The following is a 6,339-nucleotide window of genomic DNA, read 5'->3' as shown; positions in this document are numbered from 1 at the left end:
CGCGGTGGTCATTCATAGCTTTATCGAGTGCATTTTTTACTGTTTTTTTATGTTCAGTCATTTAAAAAACCTACTTTCTTAAAAAATATTTTATAATCTAGAAGTGCAAGCATATGATCGTTCGAATTTATGGAATTAACCGTAATTTCGACAGGTATTTCCAACGTGAAACAAAGGATAACATGTTGCTTGCTTTTCTTATTTATGACTATAGTCAACATCCATTATATAGTAAAATGTAGATTGAGGCTATAATCATATGATATGAATAGTCCAACTATCGACCATCAAGCATTTTTTACTGGATAGGTATTTATTTTAATCATCAACGTTAAGACGAGTGGATTAGCAATTATGAAGAAAAAACTAACAATTGTTTCTAGCAGTTCTTTTGATATACTAGATAAATAGTGAAATTCGTGAATAGGAGACAAGATAAATGAGGATATGGACTTTATTTACTATGTTATTTTTCATTTTTTTGGTTGGTTGTGGGGCGGACGTTTCCGATCAAATCATTCATATTACCAATGAAGTGAGTGCTCAAGAAAATAGAGAAGTACAACTTTTGCTAAAAGAACAGAAGGAACTAGAACGTTTTGTTATTTTAGAGGAAGTTGAAGAGACAAAAGATGATGAAAGTACTATTGAAGAAAGTGGACAGTATTCTGTAGACACCGAAAAAAATAAACGATCAGATGTTGAAGAGGATGGACAAGAACCTAAGTCAGATCCAGGACCTGGGTTAAGCAAAGAAAAAGCCGAAATAATAGAACGTGAAAAAGCTCCAATAGAAGAGAAGATGAAAGAAGAACCTATTCAAGAGGTGGCGCCAGAAACCGAGCAACCAACAAAAGAAAAAACTGAAACTACTCAGCCCAGACAAGACACGAAACAAACTGTCTCTTCGTTTGAGATAAGAGTAGTAGAGTTGACCAATCTAGAAAGAGAAAAAAATGGTTTACCAGCATTAAAAATAAATGCTGAATTACGTGAGGTTGCTCGTGAAAAGTCGAAGGATATGATGACAAATCAATATTTTGACCATCATAGTCCGACATATGGTTCTCCATTTGAAATGATGAACATTTTTGGTATTACGTATCTTTCTGCTGGTGAAAATATTGCTTTCGGACAAAGAACACCCGAGGAAGTGGTTAGAGCGTGGATGGATAGTGAAGGGCATCGTGCAAATATTTTAAACCAGTCCTTTACTCATATAGGTGTTGGTTATGTGAAAGATGGGCATTATTGGACACAACAATTTATTGGCAAGTAAATCTGTTTACTGACAAAGCAGGAAAAATAAGACCGCCTTATTTCAACTTTCATGCAAATAAACATTCGAGGTATCTATACAAGTACGTGGTTAGTGAGTAATTTTAGCGAACGAAAGGGAGACATAGGATGTGAAAAAGTTTAAGAAGTTCTACTTAGAAATTACAAGTGTGTGTAACTTAGCTTGTAGCTTTTGTCCTCCAACAATAAGAGCAAGACAATTTATTTCTACAGAAGATTTTTCGAAACGCTTGGATCAAATTAAGGCATACACAGATTACATTAATTTACATGTGAAAGGCGAGCCGTTGCTTCATCCGAAATTGGATCAATTGTTGGATATAAGTGCAGAAAAAGGGTTTCAAGTGAATATTACAACAAATGGAACACTAATTCAGAAAAAGAAGCATCAATTACTCCATAAATCTGCGCTAAGACAGATGAATTTTTCTCTTCATAGCTTTGATGGTCATGAAGGTTCGGTTGATAAAGATGCCTATGTTAGTAATGTGCTTTCTTTTGTCCGTGAAGCAACGAGCGACGGTAATCTCATTGTCTCATTACGCTTGTGGAATCTTTCTCAAGACAATCGTACCAACTTGGAAAAGCAAAGAAACCGTCAAATTCTCGAAGAAATTGAAACGGAATTTGATTTGCCATATAAAATTGAAGAGAAAATTACACCGGGAAGTGGAATAAAAATCGCAGAACGGATTTATATTAATCAAGATTATGAATTCGTCTGGCCTTCTTTGGATGAAGAAGAAGACGATGGAAAAGGTTTCTGTTATGGATTGCGAAATCAAGCAGGAATTTTATCAAATGGCACGGTTGTTCCCTGTTGCTTAGATGGTGAAGGAGTTATCGATCTTGGTAATATCAATGATGCTCCTTTTTCAGAAATTATTACAAGTGATAGAGCCACTGCGTTGGTGGAGGGATTTTCGCGTAGAGAAGCTGTTGAAGAGTTATGCAGAAAGTGTGGCTATCGTCAACGCTTTGGAAAATAACGTAATCAGTTCTCTTACATAAGTATCAGTATCATGATTTTTATTCTTAACATTCCCCAATATTTACTATTAACAATCCAATCGCAAATGAATGAGCATGTCCTTATCTTTCATCCGGGGACTTTCTTAGAGCCGGAGTATCATTTTTTCAAATACCTTGCAATTGATCTCGTATTTGCAGTCTTTTTGTTTAGGATTACTTTTTTACTTCTCGATTTATTATCGACTAGGTTTTCGAAAAAGTATGATGTCTTTCATGGTACTAGCATTAATTGGTATGTTCATTAATTATAGTGGATGGCTAACTATCGACTTTACTATTCTTCTTCGTGTAGATGGTCTCTTGCTATTAATGATGGTGTTATTGATTAGTTTAATAGCTCTAGCGATTACTTATCCATTACTAAAAGATGCACCATTAAAACCTAAAACAAAAAAAGACTAAGTAAAATGATAAAATGCTTACTTTCCAATAATGATTAAGATATAGAAGTGACGAGCAATGTATGAAGTTTTTCATGCATTGCTCGTCTTTTTTTGGGCGAAATATAGGTCGGAAAATAAGTCAATATGTTTAGAACAAAAATATTTTTCAAAAATAAAATAATGTTATATCCTTTCGGTTGAAGAGGTGCTATAATCAAATTCGATACTTTGAAAAAAAGGTTCAAAGTACTGATTTCATAGTAATGATAGCGGTTTCTAAAATGTTGAGCATAAGGGGTGTAGCGAGTTTAGAACAGAGCTATTTTTTGTTGTGCGTTATAGATCACAGTCGGCAGATCATTCGTAAGTCAATTTTTATAGGTAGAGGTGAAAAACATGAAAATTGGTATCCATTCCGTGAGTTCCCAATCCGGAAGAGCCTATTTAGTGGATATTATTGAAAGTGGCCATGAGGTTTATGGTTATGCAAGAGAATCGGTTCACGGAAAGCGCTTTGTCGCCGCTGTCCATACACAACAAGGAATTTTTCTCGAACGTCCTGATAACGAGAATCAGGAAGAAGCTCATATGATTCGGTTGAAAGAAGATGATGTTGGTCATGATTTAGAAAAGTTGGTCCATGAATCAGATTTCATTATCGTGGCTCATCCATCCCATTATATACAAGAAACTGTAAAACAGTTAAAAAAAGCAGGGATTTTAAAGAGACGAATTCCGATTATTCTTTCTCCTTCCCGAACATTTGCAGTGCCTTATTTGTGGGATATATTGGGGGAAGGATATCCGTTTGTTTGTTTTTCCACAAACCCTTACTCGTGTAAAGCACCAGCTGATGGAACGGCTTATATAAAACGGAGAAAACGCAGTTGGTTGATGTCATTGGAAGGTGAGTTTAAACAATATCAGATTGATATGCTTATTCAATTATTTCCACAGGCATTATTAAACCATATCCCAGCAACGACTTCGATTGGGAATATTGGATCTATTTTCCATCCAGGGGCGTTTTTGTTAAATTATGACGCGATTAATCAAGCCTCTATAGAGGGAAGACCGTACTCTTTTTATATGGAGGGTATTGCGAATAATGAAGTAGTTGCTAGTCATTTAGAAAAAATTGATCAGATTCGATTAAAGATTGCTGATATGCTAGGTTTAACCGTCTTTGGTTTAGAAGGTCATCCAAATGAAGAACGATTTCAGTTTATTATGAATCATTTGCGAGATAAAGAAGAACAACATGATAATATTGATATGCTAAGACAAATCCGTCATGATTACTTACGTGAAATTAATGATGCTATTTTGTCAGCACAGCATTGGTTGGATTATTCTTATGGAATTGAACGAATTAGTGGGGAAAGCCTCCAACAAGCTATTGGGCGAACTAAGACTTATCAACAGACGTCATTTCCTCAAGTACGCTATGTAGAAGAAGATATACCGACGGGATTGATTCCGATGATGGCAATTGGTGAGAGGTTAGGTCTTGACGTTAGTCCAATAAAAGTGATTCTTGATTTGTATGCGCATCATTTCAATCGTTGTGAGACAAATGATTGGCGTGACTTACAACAATGGTCTACTGATTATATTTTACGTTATTTAAAAGGAGAGTTTTTCAAGATTATCGGGGATGTAGGCGAGAAGGAAGTGGGATAGATGCAAAGAATATTTATCGGCTTAACGTTAGGCCAAGATCCGCATACTGTTGGGATTCATAAGGCAGGAAAAATAGCGAAAATGGGTGGTATTGATTATAAAATATTGCCACCTGCAATGAGTGACCAAGAGAAAATACGTGTGTTAATGGAGGAGAATCCCGAATTTATTGGCTTGAGTTACCGTCTGAGTGCGGATAAAGCATTGCTTGAGTTAGAGAGATTTATGCTTCTTTTAGAAGCGTCTCCATTGTTAGCTGATAAAAGTCGTAAAATTTGCTTTGCAGGTCTATATCCGACTTTAGATGCAATTCGTGAGCTGAAACTGGATCAAACATATGGGTTGTATTTAATGGGATCGAATAAAGATGTGCGTGTAAAGACAGAGGAAACAATGGATTTCTTTGGAGTGCAAGCTGAGTCAGAACGTGAAATGATTATTGCCAGAATTGTAAAAGAGGCAGAACCTGAAAAGATCCAATTGTTGGATTTGTTAGCGCAAGAGGTTATTGAAAATGATGCTTATTTATTGGAGAAACCACTTGAGAAACCGAGTGAAGCGGCACTAATTCATTTTCCAAAGCGTATCGAAGAATCGGCGATACCTCTAATCAGAACACACTTTGGAATACCTGATGAAACAATTGAACCAACTATTCAAGGGATTGAAAAATTAGCTTTAGAGGGAGCTGTAGATGAAGTTTCATTAGGATCTTCCGATTTGTCCCAACGATATTTTGGTAATGAAGAAGCATTTTTGAGACATAAAAATGATGGTGGTGTACCGTATAAAAATAAAGAAGATTTAGAAAAGCTTTATTTGGCTTCACGCAGAGGAAATTTCCCATCAGTAAAGCCATACTCTCACGTGTTTCAATTAAAAGAATTTGTTGATGTATGCTTAGATACAGGTATGTTAATTGGTGCTCATCAAGCTGTTTCACTCTTCTGGTTTAGCCAATTGGATGGTAGAGGTCCACTGTCTGTACGTGACGCGATTTATGAGCATATTGATACAGTGAAATATTTGGCAACCAAGGGTATCCCAGTTGAAATGAATGATCCAAACCAATGGTCGTCCCGCTTTATTCATGACACGTTGTTTGTGGTTGATTATGCGCTGATTGCTGCGGTTATGTTTAACAATGGGGTAGAGGATATGATTTTTCAACATCAGTTTAATAAACCAGCAGAAACTGGCGATTATGCTGATTTGGCTAAAATGGCGGCAGCAAAAGAATTGATTGAAAGTATTCGTCCAGCCGGGAATACTGCGAATACCTTTATGGAAGCACGGGCAGGAATTGAACATTTTAGTACCGATTTAGAAGTTGCAAAATATCAATTAGCTCGAACAACATTGTTGCAAATGATCTTTGATCCTAGTGTCATTCACTTGGTTAGCTATTGTGAAGCAAGCCATGTTGCAACAGCCGATGATGTGATTGAGAGTTCAAAAATTGTCAGGAAAGCAGGTAGCGTATTCAAACAACACGAAGCGGATTTAAAAGGATACTTGGAGCATGATGTGGTTGCGCAACGAAAAGCATTCTTAGTAGAAGAAGCAAAAATAGTGTTAAAAGAAATCGCAAAACTTTCTACTCATTATTTTGACTCGATGACAGAGCGTGAGTGGTTCACTTGTTTGAGTGATCCGGAGGCTTTAATAGGAGCGATGGAACGAAAAATTATGACTGCACCAGGAATCACGCTTCCTCAATATGCAAATCCCGATATGTTAACGAAAGCGGGAGAATATGGATTTATTGATTGTTATAATGATTGGAACGATGATACACCAATGCGAGAGAAAGAACGATTAAAGAAGTTATCACGAAATCTTCAAAATATATAAAAAAGAAGGAAAGTCGATCCTAATGAGGGTTGGCTTTTTCTTTTATCCTCGGTGAAATATTGGAATCTCTAAATTCAACACCTAAAGA

At 36.3% G+C, this 6,339-nt stretch carries 5 protein-coding genes; all 5 read left to right on the top strand.

The genetic code is table 11. The annotated features are described in order from the left end of the window. Window positions 1–439 precede the first annotated feature (439 nt). The 5 genes from OWO01_RS15700 (at window position 440) to OWO01_RS15680 (ending at window position 6,251) form a co-directional block, all read left to right on the top strand. Window positions 440–1,279, top strand: a complete 840-nt coding sequence (locus tag OWO01_RS15700) for a CAP domain-containing protein (RefSeq protein ID WP_268781416.1) — start codon at window positions 440–442, stop codon at window positions 1,277–1,279. Between the two features lie 130 nt (window positions 1,280–1,409). Then, window positions 1,410–2,288 (top strand): radical SAM/SPASM domain-containing protein, encoded by an 879-nt coding sequence (locus tag OWO01_RS15695; RefSeq protein WP_268781415.1) that lies wholly within the window; start codon window positions 1,410–1,412, stop codon window positions 2,286–2,288. Window positions 2,289–2,544: 256 nt separating this feature from the next. Then, window positions 2,545–2,733 carry a hypothetical protein gene (locus tag OWO01_RS15690; protein ID WP_268781414.1) on the top strand — a complete coding sequence of 63 codons (189 nt, stop codon included), beginning with the start codon at window positions 2,545–2,547 and terminating at the stop codon, window positions 2,731–2,733. 377 nt (window positions 2,734–3,110) lie between these two features. Next, entirely contained in the window at window positions 3,111–4,397 is a 1,287-nt protein-coding gene (locus OWO01_RS15685) for an NAD/NADP octopine/nopaline dehydrogenase family protein (RefSeq protein WP_268781413.1), read from the top strand. Beyond that, on the top strand, window positions 4,398–6,251 hold the full coding sequence (locus OWO01_RS15680; RefSeq protein WP_268781412.1) for a hypothetical protein: 1,854 nt from the start codon (window positions 4,398–4,400) through the stop codon (window positions 6,249–6,251). Window positions 6,252–6,339: the final 88 nt, after the last annotated feature.

Source organism: Natronobacillus azotifigens (assembly GCF_026805325.1).
GTDB lineage: Bacteria > Bacillota > Bacilli > Bacillales > Amphibacillaceae > Natronobacillus > Natronobacillus azotifigens.
Note: the sequence above shows the minus strand (reverse complement) of the source record. Positions and strands in the feature narration are given on the sequence as shown.